This is a genomic window from Myxococcus sp. AB056, from assembly GCF_006547365.1.
Classification (GTDB): Bacteria; Myxococcota; Myxococcia; order Myxococcales; family Myxococcaceae; genus Myxococcus; species Myxococcus virescens.
This window is the reverse complement of the sequence record NZ_VHLB01000012.1, coordinates 18,015-34,402: the sequence shown is the minus strand read 5'-3', so window position 1 is coordinate 34,402 and position 16,388 is coordinate 18,015. Positions and strand designations below refer to the sequence as shown.

The following is a 16,388-nucleotide window of genomic DNA, read 5'->3' as shown; positions in this document are numbered from 1 at the left end:
GCGCCCTGAGTCAGGTGCTGTAGGTCCGCTGACTCATCGTCCGGGGCGAGCACGTTGGCGGCGTCATCGCGCTCGTCATGGTGTAACCGTGCACCCGATGAGCGCGCTCGCGCTGTAGCATGCCGGGATGTTCCATGGACTCATCCTGCTCATTCCGGCGAAGGCGGACCCGGAGCGGGACGCCGTCGCGCATGCCTGGGAACTCGGGGGCGGCACAGTGCTGCGGCTGGACCGCTTCTGGAGCCCGCCCGACGTCCCCCCGGCGAGGACCCGCCTCTATGGCAACGACGCGTTCTGCCTGGTGCTGGCCCAGAAGCTGGGCCTCACGCTCGTGTCGCCTCCAGATGACCTGCTGCTGGACGTGGACCCGGCCTGGTTGAAGCGCGAGGTGCATGGCTCCACGCTGGAGCGCATCGTCACGGAGCCGTTTCCACGCTTCGTCAAACCGCGGGTGCCCAAGGTCTTCCGCGCGGCCGTGTGGAGCGGGCCGGAGCCGCTCACCACGGAGTGCCGGGGCCTCGCACCGGAGACGCCCATGCTGTCCTCGGAAGTCGTGACGTTGCGCGCGGAGGCCCGGGCGTGGGTGCTGAACGGACACGTCGTGACCTGCGCGCTGTACGAGGGCGACGGCGACTTGACGGAGGCACGGGCGTTCCTCGACACCGTGGCGCGGTCGCCCATGCTGCCTCGCACGTGCGTGCTGGACGCGGCCTGGGTGGAGGGCCGGGGCTGGGCGCTCCTGGAAGCCAACGCCGCGTGGGGCGCTGGGCTCAACGGCTGCAACGCGGCCGAAGCCGCCCGCTGTATCGCCGAAGCCACGCGCGCCTGAGCCGCCTCACTTCCAGGGGCGACGCGTGGCCTACGCGCCCGTCCACGGGTCGCGTTGAACGCGGAGGCCTCAGCGGCTGAACATGGCCTTGACGCGCAGGTCGTTCTGCTGACGGACCTCGGCGACCGTCGTCACGTCGGCAGCGGCCAGGGCCTTTGGGAGCTTATGGCCGTGACGCCCTCGACGCCGCGTGCGTTCGCTAATGAAAAGTCATGCCCCAGGGCCTTGAGATGCCGCGCCAGGGTCGCTCCAAGGTTCCCTGCGACGATGATTCCGATGTTCATGGGACGAGCAACCTGATGAGGCGTTCCTCGGCTCGGTAGTCATTCCATCGCGCGCCCCTGCATCTGTGAAAGCAGTGCGCCCGTGGACAGGTTGAAGATGCGCGCGAGCATGTCGTTGGCAAGCATGACGAGTGCCTCGTCCCCCGGGGCCACGGAGAAGGCCGGGGACGGGTGACGGAACTCGTGCTGAAACGCTCCCGTCCGTGCATCAAGGACGCGCACGCTGAGATGACGGGCGCCGCCGCCACGGGGAGGACCCCGCTGGGAGCAGGTGGTCAGGGCGACGCGCCCGAGCGCCCCCGGCATGGCTCGGTGCATCAATCACACATGCGCCATGAACAATTACAGCAACACATCAAGAGGTTGTCTCTGCCGCGCGGGCTGGCAAGGCTGTGCCCCATGACACACAAGCGGCTGAAGAGGATTGGCATGGTGGGCGGGGGCGCCATGGGGTGCGGTATCGCGCTCGAGCTCGCCATCGCCGGCAGGCAGGTGGTGCTCTACAACACGCGCGCCGACAGCAGCGAGCGGGCGCGCGCGAAGCTGGAGCGAGACGCATCGCTGATGGTGGAGACGGGCCTGCTCGCCCCGGAGCAGGCTCCCGCCGCGCTCGGACGCATCCGCCGCACCACAGTGCTCGCCGAGGCCGCCGTGGAGCAGGACCTGGTCATCGAGTCCATCCCCGAGGACCTTGCCCTCAAGCAGCAGCTCTTCCGCGAGCTGGACCAGCTCGCGGCCCCCGACACCCTGCTCGCCACCAACACCACCGCGCTGAGCGTGACGGCCATCGCCCGGGACTGCACGCGGCCCGAGCGCGTCCTCTCTGCCCACTACTACCTGCCCGCGCACCTCATCCCGCTGGTGGACATCATCCCCGGCGAGAAGACGTCCCCCGACGCGGTGGAGACGGTGCGGCGGTTCATTGAGGAGCTGGGCAAGTCACCGGTGGTGTTCTCCAGGGACGTGCCGGGCTCGGTGGGGCCGCGCCTGCAGCAGGCCCTCATCGGCGAGGCCATCCGGCTGGTGCACGAGGGCGTGGCCACGCCGGAGATGGTGGACCGCGTGCTCACCCAGGGCGTCGGACGGCGCCTGGGCGCTTCGGGTGTCTTCGACCGGCTGGACCTGGTGGGGTTGGACTTCATGACGGCCCTCCTCCGCGGCACCGGCCGCCCCGTGCCGCCCGTGCTCGCGCAGAAGGTGGAGCGGGGCGAGCTGGGCCAGAAGACGGGCCAGGGCTTCTACACTTGGACGCCCGAGTCCACCGCCGCCTACGAGGAGCGCATGGCCCGCCACCTCGCCACCCAGCTTCGTGAGGACCGGGCGGCGGGCCGCCTCCGCACTCCCACGGCGGAGCTGGCGGAATGAAGGCGGAGACCGTCCTGCTGGAATCGGCGGTGCTGTCAGACTTCCTGGTGGACGCCATCCGCGAGTACACCACGTGCACCCCGGAGGTTCCGCCCCGGAGCTGGGCCGTGCTGCTGGGACGCGTCGTCGGCGACGCCATGCGCGTGGAGCGTGTTCGCTTCGCAACCAACGTCCGCGAGACGGATGAGGGCGTGCTCCAGGAGTTCGACACCACCATCATCCCCCGCTTTGGTGCCTGCTACGCCAATGGGCGTCGTGGCTTCTGGTGCGAACCGCAGGAGTTGCTGCGCATCACCACCGAGGCCGAGGCCCAGGGACTGGAAGTGCTCGGCTCCATCCACCTGCACCCGGACTGGCACCGCATCGGCCCGCCCCACGAGCGTGGCCTGCGCGTCAGCCAGGAGCCCACCCCCATGGACCGACACCTCTTCCAGGGAAGCGGCTGGCCGCTCAACATGATTCTCTACCTGGAGAGACGCGAGGGCCGGCTTTATCACTCGATCGGAGCGTGGGCTCCGCCCGATGACCAGGAGGCCGTCGCGGGCTGTCGCGCGCTGGCCATCCGCATGGAGACTCCGGAGCGGTGAACCGTATCCGTCCTATCAGTGACGTGAGGGGTTGCAGGCAGACGAGGGCCATGGTCGGCGAGGAGCGAGTTGCTCAGAGACTGGGCTGGAGGCGTGAGTCCGGCGGGTCGGCGGTGCTCCGCTGGATACAAAAAGCCCAGCAACCCGATGGGATTGCTGGGCTTCACAGTGGAGGCGGCGAGAATCGAAGCCGCACAGGCGGATTTGGTCCCTTCTCGGACCAACGGCTGCCCGTCTGGTTTTCCCTCTAAGAAAGGGCGGATTGCTGTCCAAGGGGAGTCCAGGCCCGTCCACTAGATTTGGTTCTTTTTTGGTCCCAGCCGGCACCAACCAGCCGGATCGCTCTCCCCACCGCGCATGGCCGAGCGCCTCAAACATGCCCCACGTGGGGATGAGCGCATCGTGCAGATCGACCCGGGAGAGCTCCGCGATGGGCCCCCGCGCGAACCTCCGCCGAGGCGCGTCGATGCGCTCGATTCGCATCCCGGGCTCGCTTCCCACACGGGCGGCGACACGCCCCCGCTTGACTCGCGTCACCATCACCTTCCCTCCGTTCGACCGGACGGTGAAGCCGATGAGCTCCACGATGACGGACACGGGGGCTGCCGTGAGCGGCCTTGCGCAAGTACAGGGGCCTGACAGTGCGCCTGGCAGGGCGCATCAAGCCTGCTAGGGTTGAGTCATCCTTCACGGAGGTGGCACCGATGTCGATCTACGAAATGACCGTTCCCTGCTTCGCGCAGATGCTTCGCGCGTTGCAAGGTTTCCTGAAGAAGGGGGAGGCGCATGCTCGCGAGCTGGGCTGCGACTCGAAGAACCTGCTCCAGTCGCGACTGGCACCCGACATGTACAACCTGGCCAGCCAGGTGCAGTTCGCCTGTACCCAGGCGCAGGAAGCAGTGCTGCGGCTTGGCCAGCAGCCGCTGTCAGCGCTAGACGCGCCGGCTGACATGGAACAAGCGAACGCCTTGATTGAGCGAACGCTACAACTGCTGTCGAGCGCTGACCGGGCACAGATAGAGGAAGGCGCACAACGCCAACTGTCCATCGAGTTGCCCAATGGCATGGCCTTCGACATGACCGGCAGCGAATACGCGCGGAACTGGGTGACACCGCAGTTCTACTTTCACCTCGTCACGGCCTACAGCATTCTGCGGCACAACGGTGTGCAGCTTGGCAAGGCCGACTACGTCCCGCACATGTTCGCCTACCTGCGCCAGCCAGCGGCCTGAGCCGAGGGCGTCGGCGTTCGATGACAGAAGAGGACTTGGACTCCAACGTCATGATCCCTGGTCCCGACGCAGTCATTGGCTGTCCGCGCTGTGGCGCCCTCCATCGATGCAGGACCCTGGTCTCCGGAAATACGTTCGGCGCCGTGCTCTGGAGTGATGGCTGGTTCGAAGCCCCCATGCGGCCGCTGCCACCCTTGGTTGCGCGCTGCATGGGCTGCCATACGTTCTTCTGGGTCGCGCGCGCCGTCGAGCTGGGGCACGTGGACCGCCTCACCTCCCAGTGCGATGAGACGCTCACCACCCTCACCCTGGAGAGCACGGGGGCGCGTCGCATCGAGGTCATGCAGCGCCTGCGGAGCGACCTGGGGATGGGACTCCAGGAGGTGAAGCACTTCGTCGCCCAGCTCCCCGCGCGCCTCGGGGAATACGACCACACGGGCAAGGCCCGACACATCGCCGACCGCTTCGAGGAGCTGGGCGCCCGTGTCAGCTCGACGCGCATCGTCACCCGGCCCGATGTGCCCATGCCCCCCAGGGAATGGAACGAAGCCTCCCAGGTACAGGACGTGAGTGAAGCGCTCTTCCTGGATGCGCTCCGCGAGGGACTCGCGACAACCTCCGACGAGGAACGCGAACTGCGACAGTGGGCCTGGTGGATGGGGAACAAGGCTTACCGTCGCGGCGCGCCGTGGGTACCGCTCTCCCAGCGCTCGCCCCAGGTCCGCGACAACGCCGAGGCCCTCATTGCCCTGTGCGCGCTGGACGACGCCGAGCACCGGTGGATGCGCGCGGAGTTGCTACGCGAGCTGGAGCGCTTCGAGGCTGCGCTCGCCCTCCTGGACCTGCCACCGCTCCCAGCGCTCGGGCCAGGCCTGGAGACTCTTCGTAACGCGGCGCGGAGGGCCGACTCACGGCTCCTCCGGCTTCCGCCAGGGTCGGCGGAGTAGGTAGGCTGCGAGGCGTCGGCGTCCAGCCCAACACCACGCGTCCATCAGATAGCGCTCATGAAGCTCGACAAGCCCGAAAACCTGTTCGCTGCCATCGAGCAGTGCAATGTCTTCGCGGTGGAGGACCTGCTGGCAAAAGGGGCCGACCCAGATGAAGTCGACCTCGACGGCTACCAGGCCACGCCGTTGGCGTATGCCTGCAGTCACGGTGACGAGGCTGCCGTGCGCGCGCTGCTGGACGCGAAGGCCTCCCCGAATGCAGCGGCCTTCCAGCCGCCGCTGGTCGCGGCCACTGCGCATGGCTTTGCCGCTCTTGTGAGCTTGCTGGTGAAGGCCGGCGCGGATGTGAACGCGGGGGACGAAACCGGTGCCAGCGCGCTGTGGACGGCCGCCGCGAATGGCTTTGCCAACATCGCGCGATGCCTGGTGGAAGCCGGCGCGGATCGCGAGCAGGCGGACAATGACGGCAAGTTGCCCTCCATCGTGGCGTTGGAGAATGGTCATGCCGCGCTGTCGAACTACCTGAGCGATCCGGCGAGCTACCCGGCCACGCATTCCTTCTGGCGCGGCAGCAAGAAGCGCGCGCGGCAGGCGGCCGAGGCACGGCGCGCACAGGTTGTCGACAGGGCCACGGGCAAGGACGTCCGTGGCGCTGCCGCTGCTGAACCCGAATGGACGTTCTCCGGTGGCATTGCCCGCAGCCAGTGGTCGACCCAGGACTTCCCTTCGGTGGCCGCTGCCGGCAACCTCGAACTGGTGGGGCGGATGCTGGACGCCGGCCTCGACCCCGACTGGACCCAGTTCAAGGGCAACCCGACGGCGCTGATGCTGGCCGCGCGCAGTGGCGAACTGGGAGCGGTGGACCTCCTGCTCGCACGCGGAGCCAAGGTGAACCACCGCACGGACAAGGGACTCACCGCGCTGCACATGGCACTGTTCAAACCGTCGGCACGCGTGCACGGCCCCATCATTCGCAGCCTCTTGGCCGCGGGTGCCGATCCCAACGTCCCCGACGATGAAGGACAACAACCGTTACAGCGAGCGCTGGCGCACGCGATGCCGACGCTCGTGCAGGCATTACTCGAAGCCGGTGCCAACCCGTTCATTCGCGACCGCGCCGGCCGCATGCCCGCCGACTGGGCGCCAACCGATGGCAAGCACGCCGATGCCATCCGCAAGTTGCTGGAGACGGCGCGCAAGGGACGGACGGACGACTGAACGACCGCACCCATCCCCTACCCCACGATGGAGCCAGGGGGATTTGCCGGATGGGCCGTCTGAAACATGCAACGAAGGTTGCTCACTGCGCCAGCCTGGCGGAATTCACGCTGCTTCGACGCGCGCGCCAACGGGACGCGCGTCGCCTTGGCCAACATCCTTCAACCAGCACCATGGGCGACGTCTGTGGTCGCCCATGGTGTGCGGGGCTAGCGAGCCGGGACGCGCAGGACCAGGTCGTGCGGCGGCAGGTAGAGGTGCTCGGCAGGCAGTGCCCGTCCTTCGTTGTCCTGCCCCCACGTCACCATGGTGCCATCGGCGAGGAAGGCCTGGCTGGCGTTGCTCGTGACGGCAATGCCTACCACGTCCCTCACGTCGGGGGACGGGGCGAAGGCACTTTCGCCCCAGGCCACGACGGTGCCATCCGCCTTCAACGCCAGGACGAAGGAATCGCCTCCCTCGATGGCCACGACCTCCGTGAGGTCGGCGGGGACACTCAGGTCAGAGGGAAGGTCACCGCCCCACGCCACCACGGTGCCATCCGCCTGAAGGGCGAAGGCGGTCCTTCGCGACGTGGCCACGCTCACCACGTCGGTGAGCCCCGCCGGAATCGGGTGGATGTCGGCCAGGAAGGGCTCTCCCCAGACGGCGACGTGATTGGAAGCAAGGACACCCACGCCCCACTGCTCCCCGTAGGCGACGGTCTTCTGGGGCACCACCCTCACGGAGGAGGTGGTGTGCCGCCGCCAGGGCACACCCGGCGTCACGACGATGTCGTGCTCACCTGGAGCGACGTGGTGCGCCACCCGCGCCACCACCTGCGTGTCGGACCAGGAGATGAAGTCGGTGACGGCTTCTCCTCCCACCGTGACGGTGAAGGGGCCGCGCTCGGCGCCGAAGCCTGAGCCCGTCAAGGTCAGGTGTCCCCCCTGGACCGCCAGCTTGGGCGCGGAGACCTCGAGCGCGCCCAGCCGCGACAGGGACAGGCTGACCGGCTGGGGCTCGCCCTCGCGCACGTCCAGCGCGGCCTCCGCCTTCGCGTAGTTCGCCTTGCTGGCCGCCAGGGTGTGGCGCCCCTGGGGCACGCCCTCGAGGACGAAGCGCCCCTGGGCATCCGTCGTCGCGGTGGCGCCATGGCCGGAGAGCGACACGGTGACACCCTCGTGGTGGCTTTCGCCTTCGAGCTGGATGGTGCCCGTCACCACGCCGGGCCTGCGCCGCAGCGTGATGTTGACCACCGTGGTCTCCTGATTCCGCACCACCACGCTCCGCTCTTGAATCTCATAGCCCGTCCAATAGGCGGAAAGCGTGTACGTCCCCACGATGAGGCCATTGAAGGAGAAGCGGCCCTGGGCGTCCGTCAACACGGAGGTGTTGCTCTCCACCAGCGCCACCGAAATGCCCGATGTGGTGTTGGCGTCCTCCAGCAGGACCACGCCCGAAATGTGCCCGCGAGCGCGGGACAACGTCAGGCTGACCTGGGCCTGCTCGCCGGCGCGAACCTCCACGGTGCGTTGGGCCGTGGCGAAGCCGTCCTTCTGGGCCTCCAAGGTGTAGGAGCCCGTGGGGATGCCGGTGAGGGAGAACTGGCCCGCGGTGTTCGTGCGCGTGCTGAAGGCCGTCCCCGCCAGGGTGACGTTGATGTCCACCGGCGAGATCCCGCCTTCGAGCTGGATGACACCGGCCACGTTGCCCCGCTCGCGCGTCAGCGAGAGCGAGACGTTGGCCGACTGGTTCTCCTGCACCTGGACGGACTCGCGCGCCACGGCATAGCCGCTCGACCGCGCTTCCACCGTGTACGTGCCCGCGGCCACGTTGTTGAAGGTGAAGCTGCCCTGGCCGTTCGTGGTCGTGGTGGCCCCCGTCTCCGCCAGCGTGACGGTGATGCCGCCGTGGCTGCTCGCGCCCTCGAGCAGGGCCGTGCCCACCACGCGGCCCTGGGCCCGTACCAACGTGAAGGCGACCGTGGCCGCAGCGCCCGTGCGCACCGTGACGGATTGCTGCACCACCGCGTAGCCCTCCTTCTGGGCGGTCAGGGTGTAGGTGCCCAGCGGAAGCCCGGTGAAGGTGAACTGGCCTTGCGCGTTCGTCGTCGTGTTGGCGCCCGTCTGCGTCACGGTGATGGTGACGCCCGAGGGGGTGGCTCCGTCCGACAACTGGACGGTGCCCGCCACGTCCCCGCGTACGAGCAACAACGTCAGGTTGACCTGGCTCGGCTGGTTCGCGCGGACCTCCAGGGTCTGCTGCGCGTCCACATAGTTCTCCCGCCGCACTCGCAGGGTGTACGTGCCCGTCATCACGTTCTGGATGTTGAACTGTCCCTCGGCATTCGTGGTCGCGGTGAGGGACGCTTCCACCAGGGTGACGACGGCGCCGGCGTGGTTGCTCGAGCCTTCGAGCTGGATGACGCCGGTCACGCTGCTCCGCTCGCGCGACAGGGAGAGGTTGACCAGGGTTGAGCCCGTGCCCCGCACGTCCACCGTCTGCTGCGTCGCCAGGTAGTTCGTCTTCTGAAGCGCCACCGTGTAGGTGCCCTGGGCCAGGTCGGAGAAGGTGAAGAGCCCCGTCGCGTCCGTGGTCGTGTTGGCGCCCGTCTCCACCAGGGTGACGGTGACGCCCGAAGCATCCAGGACGCCCTCCACCTGGACATTGCCGAGGATTGAGCCCCGTCCGCGCGCGAGGTCGAGCCTCACGGAGGCCGTTGCTCCCGTGGTGACCGTGACGGACTGTCGGGCCTCCGAGTAGCCGGACATTCTCGCCACCACGATGTGCGTGCCCGAGGCGACGTTCTCCAAGACGAAGCGGCCGTCAGTGGCCGTGGTGGCGCTCACTGAAGCGCCTTCCACGGAGACGCTGATGCCCGCGTGGGACGAGGCACCCTCCAGGATGGCCTGGCCTTCGATGCGCCCGCTCTGCGTCCCCGAATCGGGCTGAGTCCCCGCGTCGGAGGGGGTCGTGGAGGTCGAGGAACAGGCGGAGAGGGCCAGCAGGAGGGCCCAGAGCCAGGAAGGACGAATGAGGCGCATGGGGTGTGCCACTCGGAGGAACCGGGAATGGGAAGGACTGCCAGTGAACGGCGAAGCTCCTGACGGTACATGGATTCTACGATTCCGTGGAATGGAGTGGCCGCAGAAGGCGTGTGGTGGGGGACGCGCCTGCCTCGCGACGGCCTTCCACCCTGGCGCGCTCAGGTCGCCCTGGGCGCCGTGGAACTCGGACACGACGAAGCACAGGCGATTGGCGGCGGCGACGGCACGAGGCCCCTTCTTCGGCACGCTCCTTCCAGGCCCCGCCTGCGCACGCCCCCGCATTCCTGATATGCGACTGTGTCGTCCGCTCCCGCCATGCCCCAGCTTCTGGTCCTCCCCGACGGCCGCCGTCTCCCTTTGGACAAGCCCGTCGTTTCCGTGGGCTCCGACGCCACCTGTGACGCCGTGCTCCTTGCGCCCGGCGTGAAGCCGAGCCACGCGCTGCTGTTCCGCGACGCGCGAGGCTGGAGCGTGTCCCCGGCGGGCAAGGGCTGTGACATCAAGGTGCGAGGGCGGCGCGTGGACCTGGCGCCCCTGGAGCCCGGGGACCGCTTCCGCGTGGGCACGGTGGAGCTGGAGCTCATCGAAGCGGTGGACTCCGTCGCGAGTGATGCGGCGGAGGTGGCCCCCCGGCGACAGGACGGCCGGCTGGTGGCGGTTCTGGCGGAGCTGTCCTCGCGGCTGCTGGTGCAGCGCCCTCCCCTGGAGCTGCTGGAGGTGGCGATGCGGGGGCTCGCCGACGTGGTGGGCGCCGACGTGGGCTTCCTCGTCGCCGCGGACTCTCGGGAGGGACCTCGGCGCGTGCTGTGTTCCACGGGCGCCAGACCCGACGCGGCGGTGGTGGACAGCCTGGTGGACCGGGTGCTGACCTCGGGTGCCCCGCTGCGGGTGGCCGACGTAGAGGCGGACGCGGCGCTGGCCCGGGCGCCCAGCATGGAAGCACTGCGGCTGGGCTCCGCGCTGGTGGTGCCGCTGCGCGTTGAGCCGGTGCCGCTGTCCGTGGTGTACCTGGGACGGAGGTTGGGTGCTCCGGCCTTTTCAGCGGTGGCGCTGGAGGAGGCCATGGCGCTCTCCGCGCTGACGGCGCTGCTCCTGTCGACCCGGCGCGAATTGACGGAGCTGCGCGCGCAGGTGGAGGGCCTCACCCGCCGCATCGAAGCCGCGACGTTCGAGGGGCTCATCGGCGAATCCCCTTCGATGCGCGCCCTGTACCGGCAGGTGGAGCGACTGGGGCCCACGCCGCTCAACGTCCTCGTCACAGGCGAGACAGGGACGGGCAAGGAGCTGGTGGCGCGGGCACTCCACCGGCGCAGTGGCCGGCGCGGCCGGCTGGTGGCCATCAACTGCGCGGCGCTGCCAGAGAGCCTCATCGAGCGCGAACTGTTCGGCCATGCGCGTGGCGCGTTCACCGGCGCGGGCTCGGAGCGGGCGGGACTGGTGGAAGCGGCCGACGGTGGCACCCTCTTCCTGGATGAGATTGGGGACATGCCGCTGTCGCTCCAGACGCGTTTGCTGCGCGTGGTGCAGGAGCGCGAGGTCACCCGCCTGGGCGAACACCAGCCGCGCAAGGTGGACGTGCGCGTGGTGTCCGCGACCCATGTGGCCCTGGAGGAAGCGGTGCGACGGGGCACCTTCCGCGCGGACCTGCGCTTCCGGCTGGAAGAGGTGCGTGTGGACGTGCCGCCACTAAGAGCGCGTGGCGAGGACGTGCTACTCATCGCCCACCATGTGCTGACGCAAGAGGGGCGCAAGGCGCGAGGCTTCACGCAGAAGGCCACGGAGGCACTGCGGGGGCACCCCTTCCCTGGCAACGTACGAGAGCTGGCGTCGCGCGTGCGCCGCGCGGCGGTGTTGGCGACGGACGAGTTGTTGCGCCCCGAGGACCTGGAGCTGGGCGGCGACGCAGCGCCCATGATTCCCCTGGAAGAGGCGCGGGAGGCGTTCGTCCAGCGCTACGTGCGGGAGGCCATTGCCCGCTGCGGCGGCAGCAAGAAGGACGCGGCGGCGGCGCTGGGCATCGGGCTTCGCTCGCTGTTTCGCTACCTCGGCGAAGGGGACTGACAGGCCGCCTCCTCTGGAGGGCTTGCCCGCGTGCCAGTCCTGGCACGTTTCCCCCGGCGACAGGTGCTCGGAGGGCCAGGGGCGTCATGCAACCCCGTGGAATCGGGGCGATTCGATGTCTCGCGAGGCTTGGGCACGCACGTTGCTCTGGTGTTGCCCATCGCACGCAGGCGGAGAGCCGCCACGGTGCAGATGAACCTGACGGAGACGACGATGAAGCATGTGGTGATGGGATTGTTCCTGGCGCTGACGGTCATGGGCTGCGGCAGCACGAAGGACGATGACGGTGAGGGGCCCGACGGCAACCCCAACGAGCAGAACGTGGGGCTGTGCAGCGCGAGCAAGGCATGTCCCTCCGGGCAGTTCTGCTTCAACGGCCTGTGTGCCCTCGGCTGTCAGTCGAACGGGGACTGCGCGGCGGACCAGTACTGTGACACCGAGGACACGGGCACGCTCGTCTCCTATTGCAAGAACAAGAAGGTGCCGACCTGCAGCTCCAACAGCCAGTGCCTGAGCAACCAGGTCTGCATCGAGGGCCTGTGCAGCCTGGCGCCTCCGGCCAACCCGCCCTCGTGCAACCCGAACACCAGCGACTTCAAGGACGGCTGCGACACCTATGCGGTGTGCCTGGATGCAGCGGACGAGGGCTCGCAGCAGCCGTACTGCGCCAGCTTCGCGCCCTGCCCCGAGGATGGCGTGTGCCCCACGGGCCTGGGCGGCGCGGTGTGCAACGACGGCTACCTGCCCAACAAGGGCCGCTTCTGCATGCAGGGGCTCTGCAGTGACAACTCGAACTGCCCCTCGGCGTGGAGCTGCGTGAAGCCCTTCTCCGGCGCGGTCCTCGGCTTCTGCAGCCCGGGTGCCTTCGGCTTCCCGTGCGCGGAGAACAGCCACTGCAAGAGCGGCCAGTGCTTCGGCGCGCCGGGCGTCATGGGCACCTGCATGTAGCTGGCGAAGACGGCCCCGTGTTCCCCGTCGGGGAGCACGGGGCCTCTGGCGTCGTTGGGGGGTGCTCTCCGAGCCTCCCTCCGCCTAGAGTCGCCCGGGCCTTGGTGATGCGCCGACTCCTCCTGCTCTCGTTGTTGCCCGCGCTGGTGCTGCTCGTCGCGCCGGGCTGTCCGCTCGACATCCGAATCCGCTGTGACGAACCCGACGGCTGTCCCCAGGGGCAGGTCTGCGTGCGAGGTGACTGCGAGCCCGTGGACACGGTGCGGATTGGGGATGCCTGCGGCGAGGATGCGGACTGCGGGCCGGGGCGCACCTGTGGCACGGGCTTTCCGGGCGGGTATTGCCTGCTGGCGTGCTCCGACGCGGCGCCCTGCCCGGCAGGAAGCGTGTGCGCGCAGGGGCTGGGGAAGTGCCTGCGAACCTGTGGCGAGGCCTGTACTCGGCCAGGCTACGGATGTGGGCACGTGCCCGACGCGTCCGGCCCCCTGAGTGCATGTGTGCCGGTGACGACGTCGACGGATGGGGGCTGCACGGGCTCGGGATGCGAGGCGCCGGATGCTGGCTGTACGGGCTCGGGATGCGAGGCGCCGGATGCCGGCTGTACGGGCTCGGGATGCGGGACGCCGGACGCCGGATGCGCGAGCACGGTGGAGGTGGGAGGAGCGTGCACGCGGCCGTGCGAGTGCGCGGATGCAGCGGCGGCCTGTGTCGGCGGGACGTGCACGCTGACGTGCTCGACGGACTTCACGTGTCGCGACGGGCGACGGTGCTCCACCAGTTCGACCTGTGTCGTGGGGGCTCGGATTGGAGAGCCGTGCAGGGACACATTCGAGTGCTCCGAGTTCGCCGGTTGCCCCAGGGAGCGAATGCGGTGCGAGGAGAAGTGCAACCCGGAGAGCAACCACTGCGAGGCGGGCTACCAATGTGCTCCGGACGGGCTGTGCGTGCAGGAGTGCTCGGGTACCCCGGTCTCGGTGGGGGAGGAATGCGAGAACTCGCTGGACTGCGCGCCCTGTAGCGTGTGCCTGCCATCGGGGGCGGCGCTGCGGTGCCGGCAGCCGTGCCGGCTGGACCGGGACTGCCCCGGAGGGGCGACGGGCGCCTGCGAGCAGGTGGGGAACACGAAGGCCTGTCGGCTGTCGCTGTAATCTACCAAGTTGCTCGCGGGAGCGCGCTCCCGGAGAATGCCCGGGTGATGACGGGTGAAGTGCTTGCGGGCCGCTACCGACTCGAGCGGGAGTTGGGGCGTGGGGGAATGGCCACGGTCTTCCTGGCCACGGACGTGCGGCTGTCGCGCCCGGTAGCGCTGAAGCGGATGCACCCGGGAGGCGGCACGGGCCGCGCGGAGCGCTTCCGGCGGGAGGCCGAGCTGGCCGCCTCGCTCCATCATCCCAACGTCCTGGAGGTCCACGACTACGGCGAGGATGAGGCCCATGGCCCGTTCCTCGTCTGCGAGTGGGTGCGGGGCGAGGACCTCCGCGCGCTGGCGGGGAGGCTCTCGCCGGTGCCGCCCGAGGCGGTGATGGTGTTGGGCTGGGAGCTCGCCCGGGCGCTGGCGGCGGCGCACGCACGCGGCATCGTCCACCGCGACGTGAAGCCCGACAACGTGCTGGTGGCGGAAGGCGGGCCGCTGAAGCTGGCGGACTTTGGACTCGCCGCGCTGGAGGACCAGGAGCGCCTCACGAGTACCGGGGCGGTGACGGGCTCGTTGCCATACATGGCGCCCGAGCGCATCGACACAGGCGCGTACTCCCCCGCCTCGGATGTGTACGCGGTGGGTGTCATCCTGTTCGAGCTGTGCTCGGGCGCCACGCCGCACGCGGGCAAGGGCGCTGCGCATCTGGCCGCGTCGGTGATGACGAAGGATGCGCCACCGCTGACGGAGGTGGTGCCGGGCACGCCCGAGCCCTTGTCAGCGCTGGTCGCGCGGTGTCTGGCGAGGGATGCACGGGATAGACCGCGCGACGGGGCCGCGCTGGCGTTGGCGTTGGAGGAGCTGCTCCTACGAGAGGTCGGCCCGCCTGCCGACGTGGCGCGGGAGTTCTTGGGAGACCCGGTGGCCCGCACCAGTCGATGGCGCCGGGCTCGCTTCGAGCGGTTGCTGGAGGAAGGGCGCGGACTGCTGGCGCGCGGCGAGGGGGCGCGGGCCGCGAAGGTCCTCAACGCCGCGCTGTCGCTGGAGCCGACATCCGCCGAGGTGGTGGCGCTGTTGCGTCAGCGGCCGAGGCGTTCCGCGTGGAGGGCTGGCGCCGTGGGCGCCGGGCTCGTGCTCTGCGCGACCGCGGGCTGGTGGATGAGGCCGGGCCAGGGCGTCGAAGGCGTGAAGACACCGCGTGGCGCGGAGTCCTCATCAGGGCAGGCCTCCCCCAGAACGACATCCGTTGACGGCGCCTCCACTGGTGAACGCCTTCACGCGCCCACGCCCCCGGGCCAGGAGAGGCCTGCCCCGGGGACGGAACCCGGCATGTTGGACGCTTCGCGGGAACCGGAGCCTCCGGCTGGAAGTGACACCACGAATCTGGCCGGGGCCTTCGCGCCGACAGAGCGCGCGGCGGACGGTGCCGGGACGAAGCGGGCTCGGCCCTCCGTTTCGACCGGGCGTTCGGGGGGAATGGATTCGGCGAAGCGGGCCGTATCGCCCCTGCCGACAGGGCACTCGGCGGGAGCCGAGCCCACAGGGGCCGCGCGGCCCTTGGTGCCGGCGCCAGGGCCAGACGTGGAAACCACCCTCCCCGCCCGTCCCGCCATGTTGAAGGTGACGGCGCGCCCGTGGGCGGAGGTGTTCGTGAACGGCGAGAGCCACGGGTACACACCTCGTGTGCGTGAGCTCTCGCTGCCAGCGGGGACCTACCGGCTGCGCTTCGTCAACCCGCTGTGCGACGAGGTCGAGCAGGAGGTGACGCTCGCGCCGGGGGAGACCGTGACGCGCGACGTGGTCTTGTCACCGCGCAAGGCAGAGGTGCGCATCCACGCTCCCGTGGGCGCGCGGCTCTTCGTGGACGGCCGGGAGGTGGGCGTCGCCCCCCTGTCCGGTCCGGTGATGGTCGAACATGGACGACACACGGTGACAGCACGCCGCGTGGGTGAACCGCCCTTGGTGCGAGAGGTGGACGTGGTCGCCGGTCGTCGTCTCGAAGTGGCGCTGGACGTGACGCCATGATGGGCGCGGCCTTGATGCTGATGGTGCTCGCGGCGTCCCCGCTCGACAGCGCGCGCGGTGCCTACCAATCCGGCGAGCTGCCCAAGGCCCGCGCCGAGTTGGAGTCGCTGCTCTATCCGCTGCGGCTCGACGGAGCGGCGTTGGAAGCAGAAGCGCACCTGCTGCTCGCGGCCACCTATCACGCACAGGAGGAGCTTGCCCGCGCGGAGGACGAGGTGGTGCGAGGGCTGGCCGTTCACGGCGACTCGGCGCTGGACCCGCTGCTGTATCCACCGGACTTCCTTGCATTCGTCGAGCGCGCGCGAGCGCAACACCAGACACGCATCGGGGAGCTGCGCGCCGAACGGAGTCCTCGGCTGTTTCCGGCGCCCTCCCCCATCGTCGCCCCCATCCGCAAAGACGAGGTACCCACCTCGCCGGCGCTGACCCGTGCCTGGTATCTGGCGCCCCTGGGCGTGGGGCACTTCAAGCACGGGCGCTCGGGGATGGGCACGGTGATGGCGGTGACGCAGGGGTTGGGACTCGCAGCGGCGGGAGTCTCCCTGGGGACCGCGCTCTCGCTGCGCGGGCCGGACGGCCGATATCGCGCGAGCGACGCGGGGACGGCGCGGACGCTCAACGTGACGTACCTGGTGGGAGCCTATGCCTTCGCGGTGGCCTATGCGTATGGTGTCCTGGATGGGTTGGTGTTGACGCCCGCTCCGTCAGTTCGCCCGGTTCCTTGAGGG

The 16,388-nt window shown here is 69.4% G+C and carries 14 protein-coding genes; 11 read left to right on the top strand and 3 right to left on the bottom strand.

Annotated elements, in window-relative coordinates:
- Positions 1 to 127 precede the first annotated feature (127 nt).
- A complete protein-coding gene (locus FMP39_RS37355) occupies positions 128 to 829 on the top strand; it encodes an ATP-grasp domain-containing protein (RefSeq protein ID WP_228557779.1) in 702 nt (233 codons plus the stop codon).
- A gap of 131 nt (positions 830 to 960) precedes the next feature.
- Here the strand turns inward: FMP39_RS37355 and FMP39_RS38655 are convergent, their stop codons facing one another.
- Positions 961 to 1,113: an NAD(P)-binding domain-containing protein gene (locus tag FMP39_RS38655; RefSeq protein ID WP_368667058.1), complete on the bottom strand. Its 153-nt coding sequence runs from the start codon at positions 1,111 to 1,113 to the stop codon at positions 961 to 963.
- A 39-nt stretch (positions 1,114 to 1,152) separates the two neighbouring features.
- Positions 1,153 to 1,335: a hypothetical protein gene (locus FMP39_RS07985; RefSeq protein WP_194858287.1), complete on the bottom strand. Its 183-nt coding sequence runs from the start codon at positions 1,333 to 1,335 to the stop codon at positions 1,153 to 1,155.
- A gap of 177 nt (positions 1,336 to 1,512) precedes the next feature.
- On the opposite strand from FMP39_RS07985, the gene FMP39_RS07980 reads away from it, so the two are divergent.
- The 5 genes from FMP39_RS07980 (at position 1,513) to FMP39_RS07960 (ending at position 6,462) form a co-directional block, all read left to right on the top strand.
- Entirely contained in the window at positions 1,513 to 2,478 is a 966-nt protein-coding gene (locus FMP39_RS07980; RefSeq protein WP_141589368.1) for a 3-hydroxyacyl-CoA dehydrogenase family protein, read from the top strand.
- The gene (locus FMP39_RS07975) at positions 2,475 to 3,065 is read left to right on the top strand and encodes a hypothetical protein (protein WP_141589367.1); all 591 of its coding nucleotides are present in this window, start codon (positions 2,475 to 2,477) and stop codon (positions 3,063 to 3,065) included. Before FMP39_RS07980 ends, FMP39_RS07975 begins: the two co-directional genes overlap by 4 nt.
- A gap of 704 nt (positions 3,066 to 3,769) precedes the next feature.
- Complete coding sequence (locus FMP39_RS07970; RefSeq protein ID WP_141589366.1) at positions 3,770 to 4,297, top strand: DUF1993 family protein; 528 nt, start codon at positions 3,770 to 3,772, stop codon at positions 4,295 to 4,297.
- Positions 4,298 to 4,506: 209 nt separating this feature from the next.
- Positions 4,507 to 5,244, top strand: a complete 738-nt coding sequence (locus tag FMP39_RS07965) for a ribosomal protein L7/L12 (protein ID WP_194858286.1) — start codon at positions 4,507 to 4,509, stop codon at positions 5,242 to 5,244.
- A 57-nt stretch (positions 5,245 to 5,301) separates the two neighbouring features.
- Positions 5,302 to 6,462, top strand: a complete 1,161-nt coding sequence (locus FMP39_RS07960; protein WP_141589364.1) for an ankyrin repeat domain-containing protein — start codon at positions 5,302 to 5,304, stop codon at positions 6,460 to 6,462.
- Positions 6,463 to 6,671: 209 nt separating this feature from the next.
- Here FMP39_RS07960 and FMP39_RS07955 read toward each other — a convergent pair whose 3' ends face one another.
- Positions 6,672 to 9,488 (bottom strand): carboxypeptidase regulatory-like domain-containing protein, encoded by a 2,817-nt coding sequence (locus FMP39_RS07955; RefSeq protein ID WP_228557778.1) that lies wholly within the window; start codon positions 9,486 to 9,488, stop codon positions 6,672 to 6,674.
- Between the two features lie 318 nt (positions 9,489 to 9,806).
- On the opposite strand from FMP39_RS07955, the gene FMP39_RS07950 reads away from it, so the two are divergent.
- From FMP39_RS07950 to FMP39_RS07930, 5 genes are all read left to right on the top strand, one after another.
- Positions 9,807 to 11,552, top strand: coding sequence for a sigma 54-interacting transcriptional regulator (locus FMP39_RS07950; RefSeq protein ID WP_141589363.1), 1,746 nt, complete (start codon positions 9,807 to 9,809; stop codon positions 11,550 to 11,552).
- 192 nt (positions 11,553 to 11,744) lie between these two features.
- Entirely contained in the window at positions 11,745 to 12,500 is a 756-nt protein-coding gene (locus tag FMP39_RS07945) for a Dickkopf N-terminal cysteine-rich domain-containing protein (protein WP_141589435.1), read from the top strand.
- A gap of 107 nt (positions 12,501 to 12,607) precedes the next feature.
- A complete protein-coding gene (locus FMP39_RS37840; RefSeq protein WP_228557777.1) occupies positions 12,608 to 13,648 on the top strand; it encodes a hypothetical protein in 1,041 nt (346 codons plus the stop codon).
- 47 nt (positions 13,649 to 13,695) lie between these two features.
- Positions 13,696 to 15,660 (top strand): serine/threonine-protein kinase, encoded by a 1,965-nt coding sequence (locus FMP39_RS07935; RefSeq protein ID WP_228557776.1) that lies wholly within the window; start codon positions 13,696 to 13,698, stop codon positions 15,658 to 15,660.
- A complete protein-coding gene (locus FMP39_RS07930; RefSeq protein ID WP_141589361.1) occupies positions 15,657 to 16,385 on the top strand; it encodes a hypothetical protein in 729 nt (242 codons plus the stop codon). Before FMP39_RS07935 ends, FMP39_RS07930 begins: the two co-directional genes overlap by 4 nt.
- Positions 16,386 to 16,388 lie beyond the last annotated feature (3 nt).

Coding starts and splice junctions, on each gene's coding strand:
- FMP39_RS07965 (WP_194858286.1), top strand. CDS start 4,507: ATGGGCTGCCATACGTTCTTCTGGGTCGCGCGCGCCGTCGAGCTGGGG.
- FMP39_RS38655 (WP_368667058.1), bottom strand. CDS start 1,113: ATGAACATCGGAATCATCGTCGCAGGGAACCTTGGAGCGACCCTGGCG.
- FMP39_RS07975 (WP_141589367.1), top strand. CDS start 2,475: ATGAAGGCGGAGACCGTCCTGCTGGAATCGGCGGTGCTGTCAGACTTC.
- FMP39_RS07980 (WP_141589368.1), top strand. CDS start 1,513: ATGACACACAAGCGGCTGAAGAGGATTGGCATGGTGGGCGGGGGCGCC.
- FMP39_RS07930 (WP_141589361.1), top strand. CDS start 15,657: ATGATGGGCGCGGCCTTGATGCTGATGGTGCTCGCGGCGTCCCCGCTC.
- FMP39_RS37355 (WP_228557779.1), top strand. CDS start 128: ATGTTCCATGGACTCATCCTGCTCATTCCGGCGAAGGCGGACCCGGAG.
- FMP39_RS07950 (WP_141589363.1), top strand. CDS start 9,807: ATGCCCCAGCTTCTGGTCCTCCCCGACGGCCGCCGTCTCCCTTTGGAC.
- FMP39_RS37840 (WP_228557777.1), top strand. CDS start 12,608: ATGCGCCGACTCCTCCTGCTCTCGTTGTTGCCCGCGCTGGTGCTGCTC.
- FMP39_RS07970 (WP_141589366.1), top strand. CDS start 3,770: ATGTCGATCTACGAAATGACCGTTCCCTGCTTCGCGCAGATGCTTCGC.
- FMP39_RS07955 (WP_228557778.1), bottom strand. CDS start 9,488: ATGCGCCTCATTCGTCCTTCCTGGCTCTGGGCCCTCCTGCTGGCCCTC.
- FMP39_RS07945 (WP_141589435.1), top strand. CDS start 11,745: ATGAACCTGACGGAGACGACGATGAAGCATGTGGTGATGGGATTGTTC.
- FMP39_RS07935 (WP_228557776.1), top strand. CDS start 13,696: ATGACGGGTGAAGTGCTTGCGGGCCGCTACCGACTCGAGCGGGAGTTG.
- FMP39_RS07960 (WP_141589364.1), top strand. CDS start 5,302: ATGAAGCTCGACAAGCCCGAAAACCTGTTCGCTGCCATCGAGCAGTGC.